We start from the raw sequence: 23,919 nt of genomic DNA on the forward strand, positions 1-23,919 counted from the left end.
CCGGGTGGCTCAGGTGGGCGGGTCGTACACGGCGATGTTGTCGGCGCCCTTGTTCGATACCCGGCCCACCTTGGGGTCGACCGCGTGTGCCGTCAGAAGCGACTCGGGGGCCGGAACCAACAGCGCCTTCAGTTCGTGCAGATCGTGGAAGTCGGGATCGAGCCATCGTTCCCAAGCATCCGGAGCCAAGAACACCGGCATGCGGTCGTGGATGTCGGACATGAACCGGTTGGCCGACGTCGTCAGAACCGTCACCGAGTGCAGCGCCTGATCCCAGTCCTTGTCGGGGCCGCGCCACCGCTCCCAGAGGCCCGCCATGGCCAAGGGTTCGCCATCGGCGCGATAGATGTAGAACGGCTGCTTTCGAGGCTTGCCCTTTTCGTCGGTGCCCACGACCTTCCACTCGTAGAACCCGTCGGCCGGCACCAGGCACCGACGATTCGCAAGCGGTCGCTTGAAAGCGTTCTTCTGGTCGGCCGTCTCGCTGCGGGCATTGATCATCCGGCTGCCGATCTTGGTGTCCTTGGCCCACATCGGCACCAGGCCCCAATGGAACGGATCGAGGTGGCGATGATGGTCGGCCGTCTCGCGTACCGCGTAGACATCGTTGGTGGGAGCGACGTTGTAGTTGGCGCCGAGTTCCTGCGCCTGCGCCGGAGGTTCGGCCCCGAAGTACCTGGCGATTTCATCTGGGGGCGACGCCGACACGAAACGACCACACATGGCGGGTACCGTATCGCTCCAAACCCGAGGGGAACACGTGGCGAACGATCAACCGATTCTGAAGAAGCGACCGGTACAGATTTTGCTGGTCATCCTTGTGTTGCTGGTGGTCGGCGCAGGCTTCGCCGTGTACCGCATCATCAACCGCGACACACCAGACGAGGTCAACCAGGACGCAGCCGTTGCGGTAGTCAGCGGTGGCTCCGACACCACAGCCTCCGACGGCTCGACGGCATCGGGCGACTCGGGCAGCTCCGAAGGCATCGCCGGCACCTGGACGGTCGACACCTCGATCGGAGAGTTCAACTTCGAGGACGCGACCAGCTCGTTCGTGGGGTTCCGCATCGACGAAGAGTTCGTCGGAGGGGTCGACACCGTGGCGGTCGGACGCACACCCACCATCAGCGGCACACTCACCATCGAGGGCGACACCGTGACCGCCACCGAGCTGACGGCCACGCTGGACGACCTCACCACCAACGACAGCCGACGCGATCGTGCCGCCAGGCGTGCCATGAACACCGGCGAGTTCCCAGACGCCACCTTCTCTTTGACCAGCCCGATCGAGCTGGGCCCGGGCGCGGCCAGCGGTGACGCCATAGAGGCCGAGGCGACAGGCGACCTGACCATCAACGGCGTCACCCAGCCGGCGACCTTCTCGCTCACCGCCCAGCTGGTCAACAATGTGGTCGTCGTGACGGGAAGCACCACGGTGACCTTCGCCGATTTCGGCGTCGAGACACCCACAGCGCCGATCGTGGCAGCCCTCGACGACTTCGGCATCATCGAGATGCAGCTGTTCTTCACCCGATAGCTTCCGCTCCGGGAGGACACCGATGGCGGGCCAACACGACGAGCAGATCCTCGAGACCCTCGTGGCTTCTTGTCGTGCCCTGGTGGCGCTTCACGGCGACCCGGGATCCGATGCTGTGGCCGACGTAGTCATCCGCCGCTATCACGACCTGACGCCGAAGGGCCGGGCCCGGTTCTTCTCGTTCTGTGCGTCCGAACTGGGCCCAGACCATCGGGCGGTGCGCAGTGCCATCGACAGCTATCTCGCAGACCCGAACGACTCGGGTGTGGTGAGGCTGCGCAACGCCACCATGACCCCTCGCATGTCGTTGTTCGACACCCTGAACAACGCCACAGCAGGGCTGAGCGCCCTGTTGCAGATGCGCGCCGACCTGGCCAACGCTGCTCGCGACGCGCCCGATCTGGAACCCGTAGACGCCGACCTGTTGCGGTTGTTTCAGCTGTGGTTCAACCGGGGGTTTCTGGAGTTGAGGTCGCTCGACTGGAGCACCCCGGCGCGGACCCTCGAGAAGCTGATCGAGTACGAGGCGGTTCACGAGATCACCGGCTGGGACGACCTGCGGCGGCGGCTCGATGCCACAGACCGGCGCATATTCGCCTACTTCCATCCGGCGCTGCCCGACGACCCGGTGATCTTTGTCGAAGTCGCACTGACTCGAGGTCTGGCCAGCTCTATTCAGCAGCTGCTGGCGCCGCGCCAGGGCCAACCCGAGAGCGATCGGTTCGACACCGCCATCTTCTATTCCATAACCAACTGCCAAAGCGGTTTGCGCGGCGTCACCTTCGGCAATGCCCTCATCAAGCAGGTCACCTCGGTGCTGGCGGGCGAGGTCCCCGAACTGACAACGTTCTCGACCCTGTCACCCATACCCGGGTTCCGCCGTTGGCTCGACGACCGCCGAAGCTCTCGTGACGCAGGCCTGTCCACTGCTGATCGCGCCAAGCTGGCCCACCTGGACGAGCCTGGATGGCTCGGCGACGCACGGCACGTACGCCGCGTGAGGCCCGTGCTCGAACGTGCTTGTGCGCGGTGCCTGCTGGCCGCCAGGCCCGACGGCATGCCAGTCGATCCGGTCGCCCGCTTCCATCTGCGCAACGGCGCCCGGGTCGAGCGGATCAACTGGGCCGGCGACACTTCCGAGCGCGGAATCGCCCAGTCGGCGGGCATGCTGGTGAACTACCTGTACGACCCAGACAGCATCGAGACCAACCGCCAACGCCTCGAGCTAGAAGGGCACATCGCCCACTCACCGCTAGTGGCCGACCTCGCCGCTCTTCAACGCTCCTGAACCCCAGGATCCGACCTTGACAGACTTGATGTGCAGCGCCCAGACGGCAGCCCTAGGCGAGCCCATGGCCGGGACCGCCAACGGCGCCCAACGCTGGATCCTGGCCGAGGTCAACCTGCCATGGCCCAAGCCCATCCGGTCGCACCCCGAAACGGCACAGATCGACTTCGAGGTACTCGATCGGCACAGCTCACGCTTTTTGGCCATCGCCGACTCGTCCAGCCAGGAAGGTGCTTCGCGCCGCGTGATCGTGTACGAACGAGGCCCCAGCAGCGTCGCCGACCCCGAAGCGGCGGCATCGGGAACCGCCGGACCCATGCGTGGCTGGCAGACACAGGTAGACGCTGCCGAGGTGGCCCACGCGGTCGTGGCCGCAGCCCGCGCCGAACTCGAGATGGACCCCATAGACGCCGGGGTCAACGACGTCTTGGTATGCACGCAAGGCTCGCACGATCGCTGTTGCGGCAAGTTCGGCACCCTGCTGTACACCCAGTTGCAGGCCATCGCCGACGACAACACCCGATTCTGGCGCGCCAGCCACCTGGGCGGCCATCGTTTCGCGCCAACCGCAATCACCTTCCCAGATGGCCTGTGTTGGGGGGCCATCGACCTCGAGTTCGTGTTCGGTGCGCTGTCGCGATCGCTTGCGATAGAAACCGCCGTCGCCCACCTGAGGGGCAGCGTTGCGATAGACGATCCTGCGGCCCAGTTCGCCGACGTGGCTGCGGCCGCTCGCCTGGGCTGGGACTGGCTCGATTCAGAACGCAGCTGGACTCGAACCGGCGACACAGTCGTGTTCGAAGGTGCTCGTACGGTGACGGCCACAGTCGCCCCGGGCCCGGTTCTGCCGGTTCCGACCTGCGGCCAACCCCTGGATCAGGCGAGGAAGACCACCCAGACCCGCAGCTTGGACCACATCGGCCTGTAAGCCACAGTCGGGCGCAGGTCAGGGCGCCAGCGACACCACGAAGTCGTACACCGCCCTGGTGAACGGATCGTTCTGATCTCCTGCCACCATGTGGCCGGCTCCCGAGATGTCGACGTAGCCGGCGTCGGGAAACTCCGACCGGAAGTCGGCAACCTCGGCGTCGGTGACGATGTCGCTTTGGCGGCCGCGAATCAACACGACGGGTACCGACACGCCGGCAAGAGCCTCGGCCAGGCGATCGGCGCTGCGAACGGTTGGTCTGTCGATGGTCCGGACGTCGCCCACGGCGTGTGAGAACGCCCTCGGGTCCCAGTGCCAGTACCAACGCCCGTTGCGCAACCGCACGTTCTTCTTCAACCCCTCGAGATTGGATGGGCGCGGGCGGTGCGGGTTGTAGGCGGCCACGGCATCCGCGACCTCCTCGAGCGAACCGAAACCTTCTTCGGCCCTTTCGAACATGAACGCCAGGATGCGGTCGGCTCCGGCGACGTTCATTCGCGGCACGATGTCGACCAACGCCAGGCCACGAATCGAGCCCGGGCGCACAGCGCCCTCCAGCACGGTGCCGACGATTCCGCCGAGCGAAGCACCGACCAGCACCGGCCGCTCGTTCATGGTGTCGATCAGCGACAGAACGTCGGCGGCGTGATCGGTCAGCTCGTAGCGTCCGTCGGGGTGCCAACTCGAGTCGCCGTGCCCGCGGAAGTCCATGCAAACCGTTCGAAACCCGGCCTGGGCCAGCTTGTCGGCTCCTGCGGCCCAAGAGTGCCTGGTCTGGCCGCCTCCGTGCAGGAACAGGATGGGCCGTCCGTCGGAGGGGCCCCTCAGGTCGGCGACGATGGTTATTGCGTCGCTTGCCGGGTGTTCGATCGTCTCGAGTTCGGTCATCGAGAAGTCGATGGTACGCGCGCCGGTGCCTGGCACCAACCGAGGTTGATACCAGGCACCGGTTCGACTTGTGGATCGGTTTGGTCCTACAGGACGGTCACCAGGATGCGGCTACCGCCGCCCACGGCAACCGCCGGATAATCGGCTGCAGTCACGGCGCCACCGAGGGCACCGTCACCAGAATCACCCGAGATGAAGTTCTCGAGAGCCTGCTGGTAGCTGGCCGGCAGCTTCACCACCGAAGCCCCGTCGGGAATCGGGTAGCCGTCGCCACCATTGGCCAGGAAGTCGATGGTGACCAGGTCGACCGTGACCGCCTGGGCAACGTTGTTGACCAGCACCGGGGTGCCACCGTCGAGGGTGATGTCTGTGACATCCACCGACGGGTTGGCGCCACCGTCGACAGGTGCCGTCGCCGGGTCGAACTCGACCTCGACGGTCATGCCTGCGATCTGGGCGAACGAGCCGTTGGAACCGGGCAGCTCACCCCAAGCGTGTTCGAGGATGTCCTCGAGCTGGCCGGGTGTGAGGTCCTCGATGACCGTGACGAAGTTCGCGAACGGCGCAAGGTCGAACGTGTCGAGCTGGGTGATGTCGTAGGGCGGCGTCACCCCGTCGCTGAACGAGTCGTTGCGGATGCCGCCACCATTCTGGATGGCGACCTGGGGCACGTCGGCGCCGTAATCGGCGGCGAGCTGCTGGCCCTGCCACAACAAAGCATCGGCGAACAGGTTGCCGAGGTTGGTCTCCTGGACCCGCTTGCCAGCGGTGTCACCGAACGTCGAGCCGCGGCCCGACTCGAGCTCTACCTCGGAGGTCGCCAACACGTTGGCCGCCAAACCGTCCTCGTACTCCGACACAGGATCGACGACGTTGGTCTGGATGAACTCGTCGGTTCCGGCGTCGGAGGTGACGAGAACGGGGCCAGACACATCCTCGATCGAGGTCACGTGGCCCATGCCGTCGAAGTTGACGACCAGGCGACCCAGATACCGGTAGTTGCCCGATGTGGTGACCACCGGCACGGTGTTGCCATCGGCGTCGGTTGCGACGATGGGGTACTCGCGCTCGGGCGTGTCACCCGGGGCCAGCACATCGTCGTCGTTGGCCAGCAGTTCGTCACCACCGCCGGCCACGACAACGTCGACGTGGCGCAGCCCCGAGATCATCGAAACCTCGGCGTCGATGTCCTGCAGATGGCTGATGACGACGATGATGTCGACGCCAGCAGCGTGCAGAGCATTGGCTTGGGCCTGGATGACGGCTGGAACGTCGTCGTTGATGGTGACGTTGCGCGGGCTCGAGATCGTCGGCAGCGTCGGCGTGGTGATGCCGATGATGCCGACGCTGCGACCGCCTGCGTTGACCACCGTCGAGGGTGCCAGCTGGCCAGACTCGACGAACGCCTGCATGGCCGGTTCGTTCTCGAAACCGAGATTCGCCGACAAGAACATGCGGTCGCTGTCGAAGCCACTGAGGAACTCGGCCGTGCGATCGGGACCGAAGTCGAACTCGTGGTTGCCCAATGCATAGGCGTCGTAGCCGATGTGGTTCAGGCCGATCGAGTCGTACCACGGCACACCCTTGTCGAAGCTCGCCGAAAGCGCTGCGCTCGCAAGGAAGTTGTCACCCGACGACACCAGGATCGAACCGGTGCCGTCCATCCCGCTGACCGAGGCACGCTCGGCGGCCACCGTGGCGGCGAAGTGGGAAATGCCACCGATGCCGTCGTCGGGGCTCAGGGCCGACTCGCCGTCGTTGTTGTGCAGCACGGTGAGGGTGAACTCGCCATCGGGAACAAGGGCCGCGCCGACAAACCCGCCGGTTGTGGTTCCGGCGGTTACTCCACGCCCGAACGCTGCGCCGAGGCCATAGGTGGCTCCGGTGTCGGCGAACAGCCAAGCCGAGCCGTCGTCGGTCGAATCGATGGCGACGATGTTCAGGTTGGCGATGCCCTGCTCGGCCGGATCGTGCGGATCGGCTGCGTCGCCGAACGCGTAGACCCTGCCGTCTTCGTCGGCGATCCAGTAGCCATCACCAGATGCGGTGGCGGCGATTCCGACTACTTCACCACCGGCGGTGCCGGCGGCCGAGCCATGGAACTGGGCGTCGCCAAAGGTGAACACTCCACCATCGGCGGCCACCAGCCAATAGCCCATTCCGGACGCGGTAGGAGCCATCGCCACCACCGGCTCGTTGAGGGTCATTCCGCCTGTCGAGCCGAAGAACTCCGCGTCGCCGAAGGCGAAGATTCCGCCGTCGGCGGCAACCAGCCAGTAGCCCTCACCCGAAGCGGTCGATGCGATGCCGACCACCGGCTGGTCGAGAACCATTGCACCGGTCGATCCTTGGAACTCGGCATCGCCGAAGGTGAACACGCCACCGTCCGATGCCACCATCAGATAGCCGCGACCGGTCGGAGTCGCCTCGACACCGACGATGGGCTGATTCAGAGCCAAACCGCTGAGGTCGCCCATGTCGGACACCAAGCCGAACGTGGCCACGTCACCGCCGGCGTCGACGGCTACGTAGCCGCGCGCTGCGCTGCCCGCCTGTGCCCCCAAGGCCTGCGGAGCCCCCTCGGCAGTGGTTACAGGAACCACCAGTACCGAGAGCAGTGAAGCGGCAAGGGCTGCCACCAACACCCTCCATCGAACGGATCGGGATCGAGACATGATTCCTCCTCGAGTCGTCTCGTGTGCCGCCCGTTTGCGACTCAGCGCCCTCGGGCGTCGGTGCCGTTTTCGCGGCCCGTGAGGTCATTCAAGCAGACCGGCGAGGACCTCGCGCCACCCATCGAGCGGCACGCCGCTGCGGCGCGCGCAGAGCGTCAAAGAGCCGATCAGAACAGGTCGACTATCAACGGAGAGTGGTCTGAGGGCTTCTCGCCGAACAGTTCCAGAGTGCCCCGTTCGTGGGTGTCGACTTCGACCCGTTGCACCCGTTCGGCCAGCGACCGGTCGAGCAGGGCCAGGTCTATGCGCAGCCCGCGGTTCTGCTCGAACTGACCGGGACGGTAGCTCCACCAGGTGAAGACACCGTCGTTTCCCAGCCACTCGATGGTGACGTCTCGCAGCCCCATGTCGACCAGCGCGCCGATCGCCTGCCTCTCTGGTGGCGAAGCATGGGTCTTGTTGCGCCAGCGCTTGGGGTCGTAGATGTCGGCGTCGGACGGCGCCACGTTCAGGTCGCCGGCGAGAAACGTCGCGACGCCGGGGTTTACCACCGAACGCAGACGCTCGAGCCACACCAGCTTGAACAGGTAGTGCGGGTCGTCGAGCGTACGGCCGTTAGGGGCATAGACCGAATGGAACCTGATCCCGGCACAGGTCGCCGAGATCACCCTGGCCTCGTCGAAAGGCGGCCTGTTGAGTCCTGGGAAACCACGCTGCACGTCCGCGAGACCCACACGGCTGGCGATGGCAACACCATTCCAATGATTGACACCGTGATGGGCTACCTCGAAACCGAGATCGGCCAGAGGCCCTATCACCAGGCTGTCGTCGGCGGTCTTGGTCTCCTGCAGCAACAGAACGTCTGGCGAGTTGCGTTCGACCCACCCGACCAGCCGCCTGGTGCGGCTGCGGATCGAGTTGACGTTCCAGGTCACGACCCTCACAGATCGAGTTGGCCCCTCACCAAGCTGTTGCCCGAGTGGGTGGGATCACCGTCGAAATGCTCGAGCGACACGTCGACCACCGGCATGGTTGCGGGGTTGAACCCGTCGGGCAGCCGATACAGGCCATCCTCCCGGACCGGCCCCAGAGAGATGAGGCCCGACACGTCAGGAGCCAGCATCCATACCTCGAGGTAACCATCGCCCGATGCGACGGCCGGGTCGCTGAGACCAGCCGTGTCGAGCCGGATCTCGAGGTGATCGTCGACTTCGATCAACTCGGCCATGGCGCCTCCGCTGTCGCCCAGCAGGTCGAGGTCGGCGCTGGCCAGCAGCCGCGAGTCGTCCTGGCCATTGAACACGATGGCTGCAAGGCCGGCGGCAACCACCAACGCGGCCGCGGCCGCACCGATCAGCCCTGGCCTCTTCAGCCATCCCATCCCCCGGCGCGAACGCATGGCGAGGATCTCGGCCCCCTCGGTCATGGGAGCGGTGGCATCGGCCGCTACTGCCGAATGAACTGCGGCCGCCATCGCTCGGGCATCGATAGCGGGCGCGGGGTCGAACAACCCTTCGGACCGAGCGTCACGGGCAAGCCTGCCGACCCGGTCGGCAAACTCGAGGTCTTCATCACCTGCAGGCTCGTCGAGCCCGCCGCGCAGGGCGCCGAGCAGGCGGTCGTCGTCAAAGTGTTGCATCGAGACCCTCCAGCTCGGCTCGCAGCCTTTGCAGACCGCGCCTGATGTCGCTCTTGACCGTACCCAACGGAGTACCCGTCAGTTCGGAGATCTGATCGTGGGTTTGTTCGCCGAAGAACGCTAGCTCGACATGCTTGCGCATCCGGTCTGGCAGCTGTTCGATGGCGCTGGCCACCACCATCTTCTCGGCCAGCCGGTCGATGTCGTCGGCGGGCACTGCGTGAGTGTTCGTCGACGGTTCCAGAACCATCGGATCTGACACCAGGGCCACCGTTCGCCGGCGGAGGTGGTCCTTGATCTTGTTGCGGGCGATACCGGTGAGCCACCCGCCGAGCCCGCCTCGCGACGGTTCGAACCTGTGGTGCGACCGCCATGCCGCCACAAATGTCTCCTGGGCGACGTCGGCCGCGTGGTCTGGTCCGACCGAGCGGCTACAGAAGCGCTGGATCGAGGCACCGTGCACCGAGATGACCTGCTCGAGGGCCTGTGCATCTCCGGCGACGAATCGTCTGACCAGTTCGTCGAGATCGGCGTCGGTCACACCAGAACGATACCCAGCGCCGAGGGTCGGTGGTGCAAAGTCCGGAGCGATGGCCAGCGCCACACCGCCCCCGATCATCGGACCGGCTCCGCGTAGACGACCACGTTGTCCTCGTAGCTCGACTCGGCCGAATCGAACGCGCCTCCACAGGTGATCAGCGCCACCGATGGTGAGCCACTGCGTGCGAAGACACGTTCGGAGGGGAGATCGTCTTTGGCGTACTGGGCCGTTTCGGTGACCTCGAACTCGCTGGCAGACCCGTCGGAGAACTCGATTGTGAAGCGGTCGCCGACCTCGGCCTCGTCGAGGTATCTGAACACACCGTCGCGGCCGTTGAAGGCGATGTGGGCAGCCAGAACGGCCGAACCGTCCTGGCCTGGAGCCGGTCCGAACCGATACCAACCGATCTGCGATGCCGGCGGCACATCGAACTCGCCTGCATCGTCCACGCCAGCTGCAATTATGTCTGCGCTGGCATCGACATCTTCGAACTCCATCCGCACCGGCACGGGGCCTTCGTCGACCTCGGGCACACCAAGCCTCGAGGGCAGCGGAACCGCAGCGTTTGCCAGCAGCAGAGCCTGCGAATCGGCCTGAGACGACTCGTCATCGGCGTTGGCGTCTCCGGAACTGTCGGAGTTGGTCAGGGGTCCCGGCCGGGGCACCTCGGCCGGGACCGTCGGGAGGCTCTCGCCAATGCCACGAGACGTAGAGCCTGCCGCTGACCGCTCACTCGTCGCTGCGGGGTCGACGAGAGACCTGACCACGACCCCTGCGATTCCCAACACCAAGACGATCGCCAATACATGGGCCAGGGCAGACCTGACCGTCTTGATCGGAAACCAGATGCGGGGTCTCATCGCAGGAGTCGTGGGGTCTTGACGGGGTTATCCGTCGATCAGATGGTGTCGCGACGGAAGCGGAACACACCGAAGGCTGCGGTGGCCGCAATCAGTGCAGCAGCTACGGCGTAGACCAGGCCAGAACCACTGTCGGATACTGGGCTGTTACCGGTGTTGACGGCAGCTGGCGCCGAGCCGAGACCATCGATGGACTCGGTCAGAACCGTCAGCGTCTCGGCCTCGAGCGAGCCGACCGCGTAGACGATCAGCGACGAACCCTCGGCGATTGGCAGATCGGCGGGACCGATCACAACGGGCTCGTCGGCTCCGGCCGGGACAACGTCGGCGGTGACGGTACCTGCGGCGAGATCGACAGCACCCTCGGCGCCGTTGGGCACCGCGGCGAACGCCACCGCGCCGCCGGCGCGGATGTCTACCTCGGGTGCGGCAGCGGTGTGGCGCACGACCAGGCGACCCTCGCCGGCAGCGATGGTGCTGGTGTCGTTCTCGAACACAGAGATGGTCGGTGTGCCTTCGGCATCGAGGTGGGCGATGGCCGTGTAGTTACCCGACGACGGCAGCGCCAGCGACGGGACACTGATGGCGACCGTGTCGGTGCCCGCCAGGCGAACCTCGATGTCGGTCAACGTGGTGCCGGCAAAGGCCGACAGGTCCTGGGCGTCGCCGAACGCGAATCCCTCGAACACCGGCGAGCCGCCGACGTACACGTCGACGTCGGTGTCGGGGATCCCGTGCAGGAGATGGATCCGTGGTGATTCCTGGGCGCCGGCGGATGTAGCCGACACGAGGGCGGCAACCAAGGCGCCGACCAGCAGCATCGAAAGGGTCCTGAAGAGTCGCATGTGCGGGTTCCTTCGGGTAGCGGGCCGATCTGTTCACGACCCTGTTTCCCCTCACTTCGCAGCGACCACTCTCCTTGGATGCACCTGGACGCGAAATTTCTCAGCCGGCTTCGCTGTGCGTGACCGGTTCTTCGCCCATCCACTCGCGCAGCGTGTTCTTGAGCTTGGTCTGCTGGATGAACAGATCGTGCTCGATGTCGGCCTCGCCCCTCTGCTGAGGAGCCTTCAGATAGAAGCTGAGCCACTCTTGCACGCCGCTTTCGCCGGCGCGAGCCGCCAGGTCCATGAACAGTGCCAGGTCGAGCACGATCGGCGCGGCCAAGATCGAGTCGCGGCACAAGAAATCGACCTTGATCTGCATTGGGTAGCCGAGCCAACCGAAGATGTCGATGTTGTCCCAGCCCTCCTTGTTGTCGCCGCGGGGCGGGTAGTAGTTGATGCGAACCACGTGGTCGATGTTCCCGTACAGGTCGGGGTACACCGTCGGCTGAAGGATGGTGTCGAGGACGCCCAGCTTGGACACTTCCTTGCTCTTGAAGTTCTCGGGGGCATCGAGCACCTCGCCATCTCGGTTGCCCAAGATGTTGGTCGAGTACCAGCCGCGCATGCCCAGCATGCGAGCCTTCAGGCCCGGGGCCAGCAGCGTCTTCATCAGGGTTTGCCCGGTCTTGAAGTCTTTGCCCGCGACGGGCACTCCCCTCTGCTCGGCCAGCTGGATCATGCAGGGCAGATCGACCGACAGGTTGGGTGCACCGTTGGCGAACGGCACGTCGCTCTGCAGCGCTGCATACGCGTAGATCTGGCTGGGGGCGATGGCGGGGTCGTCGTCTTTCAGGCCCTGTTCGAATGATTCGATGGTGGCGTGGCATGGGGCAGGTTCGGAGTAGGCCTCGGTCGACCCGCACCACACCATCACCAGCCGGTCACAGCCGTTCTCGGTGCGGAACGCCTCGATGTCGGCCATCAGTGCCATGGCCTGGTCCCACTTGTTGGTCTGGGGCTTCACCCTGACCCCATCGAGACGGCTGACCCATTCGCGAGAGAACACCGCGTCCATGGCCACGATGCCCTCGAGCTCGGCTGCCAGAGGTGCCAGGTCTCGCTCTTCGAGCACGCCACAAGTACGCGCGGCCTCGAGGGCGTTTGACGACAGCGGGTCCCAGCCGCCGAACACGAGGTCGTCGAGCTCGGCCAGCGGCACGAACTCACGAATCAGCGGGTTGCGGCTGTCTTCTTTTTGGCCCAACCGGATGTGGGCCATCTGGCTGACCGAACCGATAGGCGGCTTGAGGCCCTGACGGGCGGCGATCACGCCTGCGATGAAGGTCGAAGCGACGGCACCCATGCCCGGGGTGAGGACGCCGAGCTTGCCGGTGGCGGGAGCGATTTCGCGTGCGGTGCGTTCTGTCATGGGGCGAAAGCTAAGCGATTCAATATCGTCAAGCCGTTATGTTCACAATGACTTCACGATAGTGTCGCAATGGTGAACGAAGGCCGCTCCACTCCCCTGTTGCCGAACATCACCGTTCAGCAGCTCGAGTACCTGGTTGCAGCGGCCGACAGCGGAACCCACGCGGAGGCGGCCGCATCACTTGGCGTGTCGCCCTCGGCGCTCAGCCAGGGGCTGGCCGAACTGGGTCGCAAGCTGGGTATGGAACTGTTCGAGCGCGTGGGGCGGGCCGTGACGCTGCGCGACGAGGCAGAACCCGTGCTGGCCCACGCCCGCCTGGTGGTCGCCCAGACGACGGCCCTGGCCGCGTACACCAACGCAGCGGGCCAGGGCCGAACGGGGCGCGTCAGAGTAGGCATGATCGACGTCGCCGCGGTGCACCACTTGGCACCCACGCTGCACGCAATCCGGCGCGATTCGCCCGACGTCGAACTGCACCTGACCGTCGCACCCAGCAGCCAACTGTTGACCCAACTGGAAGCCGGAACGCTCGACATCGCTGTGGCGGTGAAACCCCGATCGTTCGGTAGTGAACTCGAGGCCGCGGACATCATCGTCGAACCCCTGCACGTCTACGCCGGGGCGACGGTTGCGCCGACGGGGCGACCGGTCGACCCCGCCGACGCAAGCACCTGGGGGCCTTGGGTTGGCTTTCCGGCTGCGTCGCATACGCGCCAGGTGATCGCGGCTGCACTGCGCACACTGGGCGCCGCCTACGACGTCGTCGCCGAATCGAATCAGCCAGACGTGTTGAAGGAGATGGCCGCGCTAGGCCTGGGAATGGTCGTGCTGCCCGCGGTGCAGGCAGAGACGGCTCCACGCCCCCTCCAACGCCTGGTGGCAGAACCCCTGACACAGCGCACCCTCAGCGTCGTGCGCCGAAAGTCTGCCAACCCGACCGCAGCAGCGGCCGAGGTACACACCAGGCTCAGCTCCTGACGGCCTGTTCCGGGTTGCGGTCGCTTTGGGTCGAAAGCGGACGCAGACTGCCGATAGGAGTCGACCAGTACTCCCCAGGTCGGTCCGATGAACGAACGTGCACCCGCGGCGGTGGGAACAACAAGGTGGGACGCGGCGCAGCGCCGGTCTGTCCTCGAAGAGCTGGCTGCCTCGCACCTCGACGCGGAAGGCCTCGACCCCTCGTTCCAGCGCGTCGACCTTCCCACCGACGCCACAGCGATGGGTCTCACGCCCATAAAGCCAAGCCAGTCCAGCGACCACAGGCCAATAGACCGGGTGTCGGGCGATCAGCACGCGAGGGTCTTCGCCTTGATCGGCGCGGCCCGCCGAACCGGATACGCCACAGGCGAGTTCTTCTTCGTCGATGTGGAACGTTCGATGCCGCTCCACGTGGTCGACATGACCGTCGAGTGGGGCGTGATGATCTTCGTTCGCGGCGGCGAGTCTGCCAATACCCGCACCGATTCCAGACCGGGGCTCGCCCCAGGCCCCGGCGCCTCTTGATGCGAAGGGATGCGAGCGCTGTCTTTGTGTGGGTCGATGACAACACCACAACTCTGCTGGGCTGGACCAACGACGACCTGCTCGGCACACCGGCGACCAAGCTCATCCACCCCGACGATCTCGACCGCGCCGTCGAAGGTTGGCTGTCGATGCTGGGAGGCGCCGACAGCGAACCGACGAGGCTTCGGTACCGTGATGTTTCGGGTGCCTACCGCTGGTTCGAGGTTCACAACACCAGCCACCTAGCCGACCCAGCGCTGGCCTATGTCGAGTCCGAGCTGATCGACATCGATGCCGAGATGACGGCGCTTGCGAAGGTGCGCGATACAGAGCTTCAGTTCTCGACTCTGACGTCGTCGCTACCCGTTGGTGTGCTGCAGCTGAACTCGAAGGGCGACGTCGCCTTCGCCAACGAGTGGATGCACGAACTGACCGGCTGCGATGACAGCACCATCAGACAGCTCGAGTGGATGCCGCTCGAGAGCCGCGTCCGGTTTGCGACAGAGGTCCAGGCGGCACTCGGCTCGGGCGAAGACAGCGAAATCGAGGTCGAGGTCACCGATGCCCACGGCGAGGCCCGGGTCTGTCGATTCCGCATACGGTCGGTGTCGACCATGTCGAAGCGTCTGGGCGTTATCGCCTCGGTCGAGGACATCACCGACAGCCTGGCTCTGCAGCAACAGCTGAAGGTGCAGGCCCTCACCGATCCCCTGACCGAACTCCCTAACCGTCGGGCGTTGCACGAGTGGCTCATCGCGCAAGAGGGCGGCACCAGCGTCGCCCTGTTCTTCATCGATCTCGACCAGTTCAAGATCGTCAACGACGGGATGGGCCACGACTTCGGCGACGAACTGCTGGCCGCGGTGGCCGAGCTCATCAGGCAATACGTGCGCCCCAACGACTTCGTCGCGAGGTTGGGCGGCGATGAGTTCGTGGTGGGCTCGGTTGGAATCGAAGACCGATCCCAGGCCGCCGAGATCGCGGCGCGGATTCTCAGGTCGCTGCACCGGCCCGTCATTGTCGACCAGCGCCCGGTATCGCTGGGTTGCAGCATCGGAATAGCAATTGGGATGGTGGGCCGAACACCCCCGCACGAGTTGGTGAGCAACGCAGATCTCGCCATGTACGAGGCCAAACACTCCGGCGGCAACCGGTACGCGTTCTTCGACCCCGAGCAACGGGTCGGGGTGCTCAGGCGGCTTCGCCACGAAGCCGAGATCAGAACGTCGCTGAACGAGGGCCGCTTCGAGCTGTACCTGCAACCCGTCGTGGAGCTGGAAACCGGTGCGACCATCGGCTTCGAATCGCTGGTGAGATGGAACCATCCCGAGCTGGGCGTGCTGGCGCCGGCCGAGTTCATCGGAATCGCAGAGAACAGCGGACTCATCCACGCGCTGGGAATCTGGATCGTCGACGAGGCCTGCCGACTGTCCGCGAAGTTGGCGCGATGTGGTCATCCGAGCCGGGTATCGGTCAACGTCTCGCCGGTGCAGCTGGCAACGAGCACCTTCACCGAGGTGGTGCACCAGGCGGTCGCCCGACACTCGATCGAGCCGAGCGATCTGGTGCTCGAGGTCACCGAGACGGTGTTCGTCGAGGCCAACGAACAGCTGCTGATGTCGCTGAACTCGTTGGTGGCCTCGGGAATCCATCTGGCGATCGACGACTTCGGCACCGGCTACTCGTCGCTGAATCATCTGAGGCTTCTGCCCATCCAGGTCGTCAAGATCGACCGCTCGTATACAGCAGAGATGGAGACCGACGCCGGAACGGCCGCCATCATCCAGACCATGATCGACCTGAGCCGTCGGCTTGGTCAGCAGATCGTGGTCGAGGGAATCGAGACCACAAGCCAGGCGAGGCTGCTGTACCAGTTCGGCGTCAGGTATGGCCAGGGCTATCTGTTCGGCAGGCCGGCGCCGGTGGCCGAGGTGCTGGCACGGTTGGGCCAGGTGTCGGAGACCCGATAGCCCAAAGGCCACGGGTCGGACGGGTCGACCTGGTGGCAATAGGTGCCGGTGCGCCATGCCCGTCCCTCGACCGAGGGAACGATGGCCGGCAGCCCTCCCAACGTTGTGTCGGCTTCGATCCGTCCGACGAACTGTGAGCCGATAACCGAACTCATGGTCAGCTGATCGCCGACCTGCATGACACCCTTGTGGCGCAGCAACGCCATGCGCGCCGACACGCCGGTGCCCGTCGGCGAGCGGTCGAGCTTGCCCGGCTCGATGACTGACGTGCTGGTCATGGCAAAGCGGCCCTTGCCCTGCTGTTGGAGGGGTCCTGCGATCTGGCAGAACGAAATGTGAGACCAGTCGGTCGTGGGATGACCGAAGCCGAGCTGTTCGTTGGCGGCGGCCGTTATGCGGGTGCCCAACTCGGCCAACCGCCTGCCGTTGTCGGGCACGATGTCGATGTCGAGATCGGCAGCGTCGACCATCACGAAGCTGTCGCCGCCGAACGCCACATCGACCCTCAACGTCGCTAGCCCCTCGACATGCAGCGACCGGTCCACTCCGGCGCAGAACGAGGCCACATTGCGGATCTGCACCGACGTGACCTTGCCCTTCGAGCATTGGGCCACTACCCGAACAAGCCCACCGGGGGCTTCCATCGTCAGGTTCGTCACCGGCTCGGTCATCGCCACGATTCCGGTTTCGAGCACCACAGTGGCCACACACATCGAGTTCGATCCCGACATCGGCGGCGTGTCCTCGGGCTCCATGATGATGAAGGCAACGTCGGCCTCGGGCGAAACGGGCGGTACCAGCAGGTTGAAATGCCGAAACACACCGCCCCTGGGCTCGTTCAGAACCAGGCTCCGCAAGCGGCCGTCATTGGCCACCCAGCGCGATTGCTCCCAGATGGTTTCCCCTGGCGGGGGCTCAACGCCCCCGACTATGACGTCGCCGACCTCGCCTTCGGCATGACATCCGACGATTTCGATGGGTCCGGTGACGAATTCGAGCTCAGCCGACACGTCGGCAAGACTAGATGCACCCCAGGAGGCACACCCATGAAGCTGAAGTCGGCCACAGCATTTGCCATTCGTACCCCACCACCAAACTTCGGCGGCTACTTCTGGTTCTTCGTCAGGCTCGAAACCGACGACGGCATCGTCGGCTGGGGCGAAACGGCCGTGTTGTTCTCGCTCTACAAGATGCCCCGCAGCTACGAGGCCCTCGTCGCCGAGGTGTTCGCTCGCTACCTCGAAGGCGAGGATCCGCTGAACCGCGAAGTCCTCAACAAGCGCATGTACAACGGCCTGTCGTCGCAGCATTCCGACTATTTCCTCGCCGGCATCATCAGCGCCTTCGATGTCGCCATGTGGGACATATGCGGCAAACACTTCGGCGCGCCCGTGGCCGATCTGATGGGCGGACGATTCCGCGAACGCATCCGCACCTACACATATCTGTACGACCTCGACGCCGAGGGCGATCTGTCGGCCTCGACCCGCAACTGGTCGCGCGAACCGTCAAAGGTGGGCGAGGTGGCAGCGCGAATAATCGACGAGGGTTTCACCGCCGTGAAGCTCGACCCTGTGCCGTTCAAGCTGCCGGGCGGGCTGCCGATCGAACCCACCGAGTTGACCCCCGAGGTATACGACCGCTCGGAGGCGGTGATCGCCGCCATCCGCGAGGCGGTCGGCAACCGCGCAGACATCCTGATAGGCACCCACGGCCAGATCACCCCGTCGGTGTCTCGCCGCCTGGCGGCCCGGCTCGAGAAATACGATCCGCTGTGGCTCGAAGAGCCGTGCCCGCCCGAGAACATGGACGAGATGGCGCGGATCGCTGCCTCGACATCGATTCCGGTCGCAACCGGCGAGCGGCTGTCTCACGTACACGACTTCCAGCGCTTGTTCGCAGCTGGGGCGTGCGCGTTCGCCCAACCTGACATGGGCAGCTGCGGGGGCCTGACCGCAGGCAAACAGATCGCGACACTGGCCGAGCCGCACTATGTGCTGCTGGCGCCCCACGTTTGGGGCGGCCCTGTTATTACAGCAGCGGCCATGCAACTGGACGCGGCCATACCCAACTTCTTGATCCAGGAGAGCATCTACAAGTCGAGAGGATTCTTCGACCAGATCGTCGTCGAACCCTTCGAGTGGGAAGCCGGCGACCTCCTGTTGACCGACCGACCGGGCATAGGCATCGAGCTGAACCCCGAAGCCCTCGAGCGCTACCGCATCTGACGCCCAGGCCGATGCGCGCCGACAGCTATGTGGTGCCCGTCAGGTGGTGCGCTCGAAGACGGCCGCAATGCCCTGGCCACCGCCGATGCACATGGTCTCGAGGCCGTAGCGAACCTGGCGGCGGTCCATCTCGCGCAGCAGGGTCGCGGCTATGCGCCCTCCGGTGGCGCCCACCGGGTGGCCCAGCGAGATGCCAGAACCGTTCACGTTCAAGCGGTCGAAATCGGCAGAGCCGAACTGGAAGGCGCGTGTGCATGCCAGCACCTGGGCCGCGAATGCCTCGTTCAGCTCGATCAGGTCCATGTCTGCCATGGACAGGCCGGCCAGGTTGAGCGCCTTTGTGGTGGCCGGCACCGGGCCTATGCCCATGCGAGCCGGGTCGACGCCGGCGAGGCCCCACGACACGATGCGGGCAAAGGGCTTGAGACCCAACCTCTCGGCCTCGTCCATGGTGGTGACGATGCAGGCCGAGGCGCCGTCGTTTTGACCCGAGGCGTTACCTGCGGTGACGGTGGCGTCGGGGTCCTGGCGCCCCATGATGGGCCTCAGCTTGGCCAGCTTTTCGACCGAGCTGTCGGCCCTGGGGTGCTCGTCGGCGTCGATGACACCATCGCCCACCTCGACGGGCACGATCTCGTCGGCGAAACGACCCTCTGTCTGGGCGGCCACGGCCCGCAAGTGGCTGCGCACCGCCAGTTCGTCCTGCTCTTGGCGCGGAATCGAATAGTCCTTGCGCAGGTTCTCGGCGGTCTCGATCATGCCGCCGGGAACCGGGTGGAACTGGCCACCAGCGGTGACGCGACCCCGGGTGAGTCTGTCGTGCAGGTGCACACCCTGGTTGCCCGCGCCCCAGCGCATGTCGAGGGCGTAGAACTCTGCGCCGCTCATGGACTCGGCGCCACCTGCGATGCACATCTCGGCGGCCCCGGTCTGGACCATCATCGCCGCATAGACGATGGCCTGCAGCCCAGACCCGCAGCGTCGATCGATTTGGATTCCGGGGACCTCGACCGGGAACCCGGCGTCGAGTGCGGCAACGCGCCCGATGGCCGGAGCCTCGCCCGTGGGATAACACTGGGCGAAGATGACATCGTCGACCCCGGCCGGGTCTATGCCCGTGCGGGCCACCAGAGCCTCGATAACCGTCGACGCCAGCTTCGCAGCGGGCACATCACGGAACATGCCGCCGAAGCGGCCCACCGGCGTGCGGAGCGGCTCGCAGATCACTGCGTCTCGACCAAAGGTGCTCATCTAACTCCCCAAGGATTGTGATTCGCGTTCCCAGAGACGATGGCACAGAATGCCGTTGCGGTCCTCTACCGCCTGCATCGCTTGGCAGATGAGGTCCTCGCGGAAACGGCGCCCGACGATCTGCACGGCGGCCGGCCGACCCTCGACCAGGTCGAGCCCCATCACACCGGCGGGAAGGCCCAGGAAGTTGATGCCCGCGCTGTAGATGGCCGCGCCCAACAGATCCTCGACGGCGTCGAGGCCGCGAGTGTCGTAGTCGAGGTCGTACAGGGGTCGCATCAGGAACGGGGTGATCAGCAGCGGGTAGCGGTCGAGGAACAGGTTCCATTGGCGCAAGATGCGGGTGCGGTCGCCCAGCCCTTTCACATAGGCATCGAGGTCGAGCAACTCGGACAACGCGAAGTAGTTGTCGAAGATGTCGATGATGTCTTGCGAGCCCACCTGGCGCAGCACCGGGTCGAGGGTGGTCTTCATCTCGGTGCTGGCCACCGAGAACCATCCCCGTGCCGCGTCGATGACCGGCGGCGGGTCGGCGTGCACCACCTCGTAGCCGGCATCGGCAAGCATCGCCACCGTGCGCTCGACCAGCTCGACAATGCCGGGGTGTATGGGATAGCCGGCGGACTCGGTGGTGAAGGCAACGGTCGGCTTGGCTCCCAGGTCGGGCCCGTCCCATGGCAACGCTACGTGGAGCGGATCGCGCGGGTCGGGTTCGATCAGCACCCTGGTGGCAAGTTCGATGTCGCTGACGTGTCGGGTGATGATGCCCTGCACCGACATGGCCTGAGCGAGCGCACCACCCTCGGCCACAGCGGTGGCGTTGTATCGGGGCACGCGCGTCGACGTCGGTTTGATGGTGGCCACCCCGTTGGCAAACGACGGGATGCGAAGCGAGCCGGCGATGTCGTTGCCGTGATGCAACGGTCCCATGCCGGCCGCACACGCCGAGCCGGCTCCTCCTGAGGACCCGCCGGGCGACGCATCACGATCCCATGGGTTGTGGGTTGGACCACGCAGCGGGTTGTCGGTGGTGGCGCGCATGGAGAACTCGGGCGTGTTGGTGCGTCCGATGATGATGGCGCCGGCCCGTTTCAGGCTGGCCACCACCGGCGAATCCTCGGTGGCGATGACGCCTGCCAGCGCGCTGACGCCGTTGGTGGTCGGCTGGCCTGCGACGTCGACGTTCTCCTTGATGGTCACAGGCACCCCGTGCAGCGGGCCCACAGCATCGCCGGATGCCACGGTCTCGTCGGCAGCGGCGGCCGCCTCCATCGCCTCCTCGTAGAGCTCGATGGTGATGGCGTTGAGTGCGGGGTTGGTCGCCTGGGCCCTGCCGATTGCAGCGGCGACCACCTCGGATGGCTTCACCGATTTGGCACGGATCATCGCCGCGGCTTGGGTGGCGCTCAGCTGCCACAGTTGGGTCATCGATTGGCTCCGATGGTGGTGCGATGCAGGAGCCTCTCGTAACCGTCGTAACCGCCGGTGGCGCGGTGCAGCAGGCATCGGTTGTCCCACATCACCAACATGTCGGGCTGCCACCTATGCCGATAGTGGAAGCGCTCCTGGGTTTCCCAGGCGTACACCTCGGCCAGCAGCGACCGGGCCTCGGTGTCGTCCATTCCCTCGATGCCGATGATGTAGCCGAGGGCCGAGAACAGTGTCTCGTCGCCTGTCTCTGGATGAACCCTGATCAGGGGGTGGGTTTGGGTTGCGTACGCACTGTCGTTGTAGACGATGCGCATGGCGCGGTCGTCGGCATCGTTTTCGCCGTAGGTGCCATCCGGCGCATAGCCGCCCCTGGCTGAATGGATGCCGATCTTGCCGTCGATGCGGGCTCTCAGTTCGGCCGGCATCGCCGCCAGCGCAGCCACCTGGTTGGTATAGAGCGTGTCGCCGCCATGTGGCGGAATGATCCGCGCCAGCAGGCAGGTGCCATCGGGCGGCGACGCCAAGAAGCTCCAGTCGGAGTGCCAGTTCTCGGCGAACAGTGGTGAGGTCTCGTCGGCTCGGCGGTGTATCGCCGCTATGTGTTGACGCCCGTCGATGGGCTCGAAGAAGGGTTCCTGGCCGAACGGCCCGAAATACAGGGTGAACCGTTCGAGGTCGTCGTCACTGATCGGTTGTCCGGGAAACGCCAACACCTTGTGCTGCAGCCAGGCCGAACGGATTTCGGCCACGGTCGCCTCGTCGAGCTGCTCGGTCAGGTCGAGGCCGCGCACCGTGGCGCCGCACGCCTGGCCGCTGGGTATCACTTCCAACGCCATTTGCGAGACCCTAATGCGGCGCAGCGGTCGGCACCCGATGGGCCCAAAGACCTGTTGCGCCCTCTGGCGAGCTAAGCGAAACTCGGGAGTGGTGACCTGCGAGCCGACCTCGATCCTCGACACGGCCGAACTGCGTTGGTTCGTTCACGGACAGTTGCCCCAGCGCGTGGCGCAGTGGTTCACGACCGGCGGCGCTGCCGGACGGCTGCAAGAGCGAAGCGACCTGTATCGCCTCGACCGCCGCGACGACGTCGGCGTCAAGCAGCGTTTCGAGAAGACGCTCGAGCTGAAGCAGCGATGCTCTGTGGATGGTGCACTGGCGTTGCAACCAAACCTGTGTGGTCCGGTCGAGCACTGGCGGCGTTGGAGCCCAGCATTTGGCATGGTCGCACGCCACGAAGACGAGGCCTGGATTCGTGTGTACAAGGCGATCATCAAACGCAGGTTCTCGCCCGATGGTGTCGAGCTGCCCGTGGTGCCTTCATTGCCCGAAGGTGGGGGCTGCGACATCGAGGTGACAGCCCTTGATGTGGAGGGTGTCCACGCCTGGTCGCTGGCGCTTTCTTCATTCGGCGCCTGGCAGAACCGCACCCACAACTTGACAACGGCTTGGCAGGCCCTCGTCAACGCGGCGGGGCCGCTGCCCATCGAGGCGGGTATACCGGCCCAGGCAGCTTGCGGCTATCCGGCCTGGTTGCGCCAACTGGTCGCAGACGACGTCGTCGGCGCCGACACTTCGCACACCACTGCGGCTTGACCGGGGTTCGCCGAGGTTCCTTGCGCCGCGCGATCCGCGATCGTTAGGCTCCTAACGATCTCAGGGGGTTCTCAGATGGCTGCACCAGATCTGGCCGACATCACCAAGCACGACACCTTCGTCGAGGGGGTGCCGCACGAGACGTTCAAGCACCTGCGCGACAACGATCCGGTGTCTTGGTGGGACGAAGACGACGGCGCCGGCTTCTGGGCGGTGACCCGGTTCGACGACGTCTGGACCGTCTCGCACGACTACGACACCTTCACGTCCACCAAGGGCATCCGCATCGAGGACATGGACGAGGAAGAGACCCAGTCTCGCCGCACCCTCATGGAGATGGACCCGCCAGAGCACACGGCTCTGCGACTGCTTGTGAACAAGCTGTTCACCCGTCGAGGGGTGCTGCTGTACGAAGACACCATCCGTGACATCGCCCGCAGCATCGTCGACAGCGCCTTCGAGAAGGGCGAGTTCGACTTCGTGACCGACGTGGCACGCGAGCTGCCGATGCGCATGCTGGGCCGACTGATGGGCTTGCCCGATGCCGACGGCGACTGGTTGGTCACCAAGGGCGACCAGATGATCGCCAACTCCGATCCCGAGTTCACCGAGCACGTCGTCGACCAGGTCGACACCGAGAAGTACCGCCTGCTGCCGTTCCGAAGCCCTGCAGCGATCGAACTGTTCGACTATGCCGACGGGCTCATCGCCGAGAGGCGCGGCGGAGATGGCACCGATCTGGTCACCAAGATGCTGGCCCCCACAAAGGCAGGCAATCCGCTGCCAGACGCCGAGTTCAAGAACTTCTTCGCCCTGATGGTCGCGGCCGGCAACGACACGACCCGCTACTCGATCGCCCACTCGATCAAGGCGCTGATCGACCATCCCGAGGTGCTGGCCAAGCTGCAGGCCGAACCCGAATCGTTCGACACGGCCACCGAAGAGATGCTGCGGTGGAGCACCACCACCATGCACTTCCGGCGTACGGCCACCAAGGACACCGAGCTGAACGGAACCAAGATCGCGGCGGGCGACAAGGTCTTGATGTGGTACATGTCGGCCAACTTCGACGACCGCCAGTTCGAGAACCCCTACACCCTCGACATCTCCCGCGAGCCCAACTATCACTGCACGTTCGGCGGCGGCGGTCCACACTTCTGCCTCGGCGCATGGCTCGGCCGTCTCGAAACCCGAATCGCACTCGAGGAGATCGTGCCCCGCTTGAAGTCGATCGAACAGACCGGCCCCGAGGCCAGGCTGCGGTCGAACTTCATCAACGGCATCAAGCATCTGCCGGTGAAGGTGACCTTGAAGTAATCGACACGGGATCG

Annotated in this window: 22 protein-coding genes; 9 read left to right on the forward strand and 13 right to left on the reverse strand. The window is 65.3% G+C overall.

Annotation, left to right across the window (positions count from 1 at the left end; translation table 11 throughout):
* Positions 1–9 precede the first annotated feature (9 nt).
* Complete coding sequence (locus R2770_06840) at positions 10–723, reverse strand: SOS response-associated peptidase (protein ID MEZ5280171.1); 714 nt, start codon at positions 721–723, stop codon at positions 10–12.
* Between the two features lie 37 nt (positions 724–760).
* On the opposite strand from R2770_06840, the gene R2770_06845 reads away from it, so the two are divergent.
* Genes R2770_06845 through R2770_06855 form a run of 3 tightly spaced genes read left to right on the forward strand, consistent with a single transcriptional unit; the run spans position 761 to position 3,753 of the window.
* Positions 761–1,537: a YceI family protein gene (locus tag R2770_06845; GenBank protein MEZ5280172.1), complete on the forward strand. Its 777-nt coding sequence runs from the start codon at positions 761–763 to the stop codon at positions 1,535–1,537.
* Between the two features lie 22 nt (positions 1,538–1,559).
* Positions 1,560–2,825, forward strand: coding sequence for a malonyl-CoA decarboxylase family protein (locus tag R2770_06850; GenBank protein MEZ5280173.1), 1,266 nt, complete (start codon positions 1,560–1,562; stop codon positions 2,823–2,825).
* A 16-nt stretch (positions 2,826–2,841) separates the two neighbouring features.
* Positions 2,842–3,753: a sucrase ferredoxin gene (locus R2770_06855; protein MEZ5280174.1), complete on the forward strand. Its 912-nt coding sequence runs from the start codon at positions 2,842–2,844 to the stop codon at positions 3,751–3,753.
* Between the two features lie 18 nt (positions 3,754–3,771).
* On the opposite strand, the gene R2770_06860 is transcribed toward R2770_06855, so the two are convergent.
* The 8 genes from R2770_06860 to R2770_06895 all read right to left on the reverse strand — a co-directional run bounded on the left by R2770_06860 (position 3,772) and on the right by R2770_06895 (position 12,612).
* On the reverse strand, positions 3,772–4,641 hold the full coding sequence (locus R2770_06860; protein ID MEZ5280175.1) for an alpha/beta hydrolase: 870 nt from the start codon (positions 4,639–4,641) through the stop codon (positions 3,772–3,774).
* A gap of 86 nt (positions 4,642–4,727) precedes the next feature.
* Complete coding sequence (locus R2770_06865) at positions 4,728–7,316, reverse strand: 5'-nucleotidase C-terminal domain-containing protein (protein MEZ5280176.1); 2,589 nt, start codon at positions 7,314–7,316, stop codon at positions 4,728–4,730.
* A gap of 167 nt (positions 7,317–7,483) precedes the next feature.
* Entirely contained in the window at positions 7,484–8,260 is a 777-nt protein-coding gene (locus tag R2770_06870; protein ID MEZ5280177.1) for an exodeoxyribonuclease III, read from the reverse strand.
* Entirely contained in the window at positions 8,257–8,955 is a 699-nt protein-coding gene (locus R2770_06875; GenBank protein MEZ5280178.1) for an anti-sigma factor, read from the reverse strand. Before R2770_06875 ends, R2770_06870 begins: the two co-directional genes overlap by 4 nt.
* Positions 8,942–9,496, reverse strand: coding sequence for a sigma-70 family RNA polymerase sigma factor (locus R2770_06880; GenBank protein MEZ5280179.1), 555 nt, complete (start codon positions 9,494–9,496; stop codon positions 8,942–8,944). The genes R2770_06875 and R2770_06880 overlap by 14 nt, the downstream gene beginning before the upstream one ends.
* Before the next feature lie 74 nt (positions 9,497–9,570).
* Entirely contained in the window at positions 9,571–10,356 is a 786-nt protein-coding gene (locus tag R2770_06885) for a class F sortase (GenBank protein ID MEZ5280180.1), read from the reverse strand.
* 38 nt (positions 10,357–10,394) lie between these two features.
* Positions 10,395–11,201: a DUF4397 domain-containing protein gene (locus tag R2770_06890; protein ID MEZ5280181.1), complete on the reverse strand. Its 807-nt coding sequence runs from the start codon at positions 11,199–11,201 to the stop codon at positions 10,395–10,397.
* A gap of 100 nt (positions 11,202–11,301) precedes the next feature.
* Complete coding sequence (locus R2770_06895) at positions 11,302–12,612, reverse strand: inositol-3-phosphate synthase (protein MEZ5280182.1); 1,311 nt, start codon at positions 12,610–12,612, stop codon at positions 11,302–11,304.
* A 69-nt stretch (positions 12,613–12,681) separates the two neighbouring features.
* Between R2770_06895 and R2770_06900 the strand changes: the two genes are divergently transcribed.
* The 3 genes from R2770_06900 to R2770_06910 all read left to right on the forward strand — a co-directional run bounded on the left by R2770_06900 (position 12,682) and on the right by R2770_06910 (position 16,085).
* On the forward strand, positions 12,682–13,590 hold the full coding sequence (locus R2770_06900; GenBank protein ID MEZ5280183.1) for a LysR family transcriptional regulator: 909 nt from the start codon (positions 12,682–12,684) through the stop codon (positions 13,588–13,590).
* An 87-nt stretch (positions 13,591–13,677) separates the two neighbouring features.
* Positions 13,678–14,115 (forward strand): hypothetical protein, encoded by a 438-nt coding sequence (locus tag R2770_06905; GenBank protein MEZ5280184.1) that lies wholly within the window; start codon positions 13,678–13,680, stop codon positions 14,113–14,115.
* Positions 14,115–16,085: an EAL domain-containing protein gene (locus R2770_06910; GenBank protein ID MEZ5280185.1), complete on the forward strand. Its 1,971-nt coding sequence runs from the start codon at positions 14,115–14,117 to the stop codon at positions 16,083–16,085. Before R2770_06905 ends, R2770_06910 begins: the two co-directional genes overlap by 1 nt.
* Here the strand turns inward: R2770_06910 and R2770_06915 are convergent.
* A complete protein-coding gene (locus tag R2770_06915) occupies positions 16,013–17,095 on the reverse strand; it encodes a proline racemase family protein (GenBank protein MEZ5280186.1) in 1,083 nt (360 codons plus the stop codon). The two genes, R2770_06910 and R2770_06915, sit on opposite strands and share 73 nt — an antisense overlap.
* Before the next feature lie 36 nt (positions 17,096–17,131).
* Here R2770_06915 and R2770_06920 point away from each other — a divergent pair, with 36 nt between their 5' ends.
* Positions 17,132–18,313, forward strand: coding sequence for a mandelate racemase/muconate lactonizing enzyme family protein (locus tag R2770_06920; protein ID MEZ5280187.1), 1,182 nt, complete (start codon positions 17,132–17,134; stop codon positions 18,311–18,313).
* 39 nt (positions 18,314–18,352) lie between these two features.
* Here the strand turns inward: R2770_06920 and R2770_06925 are convergent, their stop codons facing one another.
* The 3 genes from R2770_06925 to R2770_06935 are packed head-to-tail and all read right to left on the reverse strand — an operon-like array spanning position 18,353 to position 21,831.
* Positions 18,353–19,564: an acetyl-CoA C-acetyltransferase gene (locus R2770_06925; protein MEZ5280188.1), complete on the reverse strand. Its 1,212-nt coding sequence runs from the start codon at positions 19,562–19,564 to the stop codon at positions 18,353–18,355.
* The gene (locus tag R2770_06930; protein ID MEZ5280189.1) at positions 19,565–20,992 is read right to left on the reverse strand and encodes an amidase; all 1,428 of its coding nucleotides are present in this window, start codon (positions 20,990–20,992) and stop codon (positions 19,565–19,567) included.
* Entirely contained in the window at positions 20,989–21,831 is an 843-nt protein-coding gene (locus tag R2770_06935) for a TauD/TfdA family dioxygenase (GenBank protein MEZ5280190.1), read from the reverse strand. The genes R2770_06930 and R2770_06935 overlap by 4 nt, the downstream gene beginning before the upstream one ends.
* Before the next feature lie 91 nt (positions 21,832–21,922).
* On the opposite strand from R2770_06935, the gene R2770_06940 reads away from it, so the two are divergent.
* A complete protein-coding gene (locus R2770_06940; GenBank protein MEZ5280191.1) occupies positions 21,923–22,588 on the forward strand; it encodes a hypothetical protein in 666 nt (221 codons plus the stop codon).
* 75 nt (positions 22,589–22,663) lie between these two features.
* Positions 22,664–23,905: a cytochrome P450 gene (locus tag R2770_06945; protein MEZ5280192.1), complete on the forward strand. Its 1,242-nt coding sequence runs from the start codon at positions 22,664–22,666 to the stop codon at positions 23,903–23,905.
* Positions 23,906–23,919: the final 14 nt, after the last annotated feature.

The organism is Acidimicrobiales bacterium (assembly GCA_041394185.1).
In the GTDB taxonomy this organism is placed as follows: domain Bacteria; phylum Actinomycetota; class Acidimicrobiia; order Acidimicrobiales; family Poriferisodalaceae; genus JAAETH01.

Coding starts and splice junctions, on each gene's coding strand:
- R2770_06920 (MEZ5280187.1), top strand. CDS start 17,132: ATGAAGCTGAAGTCGGCCACAGCATTTGCCATTCGTACCCCACCACCA.
- R2770_06895 (MEZ5280182.1), bottom strand. CDS start 12,612: ATGACAGAACGCACCGCACGCGAAATCGCTCCCGCCACCGGCAAGCTC.
- R2770_06925 (MEZ5280188.1), bottom strand. CDS start 19,564: ATGAGCACCTTTGGTCGAGACGCAGTGATCTGCGAGCCGCTCCGCACG.
- R2770_06850 (MEZ5280173.1), top strand. CDS start 1,560: ATGGCGGGCCAACACGACGAGCAGATCCTCGAGACCCTCGTGGCTTCT.
- R2770_06885 (MEZ5280180.1), bottom strand. CDS start 10,356: ATGAGACCCCGCATCTGGTTTCCGATCAAGACGGTCAGGTCTGCCCTG.
- R2770_06905 (MEZ5280184.1), top strand. CDS start 13,678: ATGAACGAACGTGCACCCGCGGCGGTGGGAACAACAAGGTGGGACGCG.
- R2770_06860 (MEZ5280175.1), bottom strand. CDS start 4,641: ATGACCGAACTCGAGACGATCGAACACCCGGCAAGCGACGCAATAACC.
- R2770_06935 (MEZ5280190.1), bottom strand. CDS start 21,831: ATGGCGTTGGAAGTGATACCCAGCGGCCAGGCGTGCGGCGCCACGGTG.
- R2770_06865 (MEZ5280176.1), bottom strand. CDS start 7,316: ATGTCTCGATCCCGATCCGTTCGATGGAGGGTGTTGGTGGCAGCCCTT.
- R2770_06900 (MEZ5280183.1), top strand. CDS start 12,682: ATGGTGAACGAAGGCCGCTCCACTCCCCTGTTGCCGAACATCACCGTT.
- R2770_06930 (MEZ5280189.1), bottom strand. CDS start 20,992: ATGACCCAACTGTGGCAGCTGAGCGCCACCCAAGCCGCGGCGATGATC.
- R2770_06840 (MEZ5280171.1), bottom strand. CDS start 723: ATGTGTGGTCGTTTCGTGTCGGCGTCGCCCCCAGATGAAATCGCCAGG.
- R2770_06945 (MEZ5280192.1), top strand. CDS start 22,664: ATGGCTGCACCAGATCTGGCCGACATCACCAAGCACGACACCTTCGTC.
- R2770_06875 (MEZ5280178.1), bottom strand. CDS start 8,955: ATGCAACACTTTGACGACGACCGCCTGCTCGGCGCCCTGCGCGGCGGG.
- R2770_06910 (MEZ5280185.1), top strand. CDS start 14,115: ATGCGAAGGGATGCGAGCGCTGTCTTTGTGTGGGTCGATGACAACACC.
- R2770_06890 (MEZ5280181.1), bottom strand. CDS start 11,201: ATGCGACTCTTCAGGACCCTTTCGATGCTGCTGGTCGGCGCCTTGGTT.